The sequence below is a fragment of the Shewanella electrica genome (assembly GCF_022321485.1).
Lineage (GTDB): Bacteria > Pseudomonadota > Gammaproteobacteria > Enterobacterales > Shewanellaceae > Shewanella > Shewanella electrica.
Genome location: NZ_JAKOGG010000240.1, coordinates 1 through 275 on the forward strand (window position 1 = coordinate 1; position 275 = coordinate 275).

A 275-nucleotide genomic window follows, 5' to 3' on the forward strand; every position below is an offset into this window, starting at 1 on the left:
CTAGCCGAAACAAACCAGGCTCAGGCCAATGAAATTGCTTCCTTGCGTGCCGAACTGGCCGCACGATCTGCCGGGGTCCCTACAAGCACCCCCAATTCAAATACCGCTGTTTCTTCTGCTGCCCGTTCAAATGGTGCTAAAGAGTCCGTTTCTTCGCCCCCTTTGGGTACTGCTGCCTCTACTTGGGCTACCGTTGCTTCTCGTTCTGCCAAGAACAAACTCCGTCGTCGTGCTGCCGCTGCTCGTGGATTCCAGCCTGTGTCTGGTGAACAAGG

Annotated in this window: 1 protein-coding gene; it reads left to right on the forward strand. The window is 55.6% G+C overall.

Translation table 11 applies throughout. The features are described 5' to 3' along the window. Positions 1–28 precede the first annotated feature (28 nt). The coding region (locus tag L9G74_RS20490) for a hypothetical protein (RefSeq protein ID WP_238898607.1) at positions 29–275 on the forward strand (247 nt) is incomplete at its 3' end.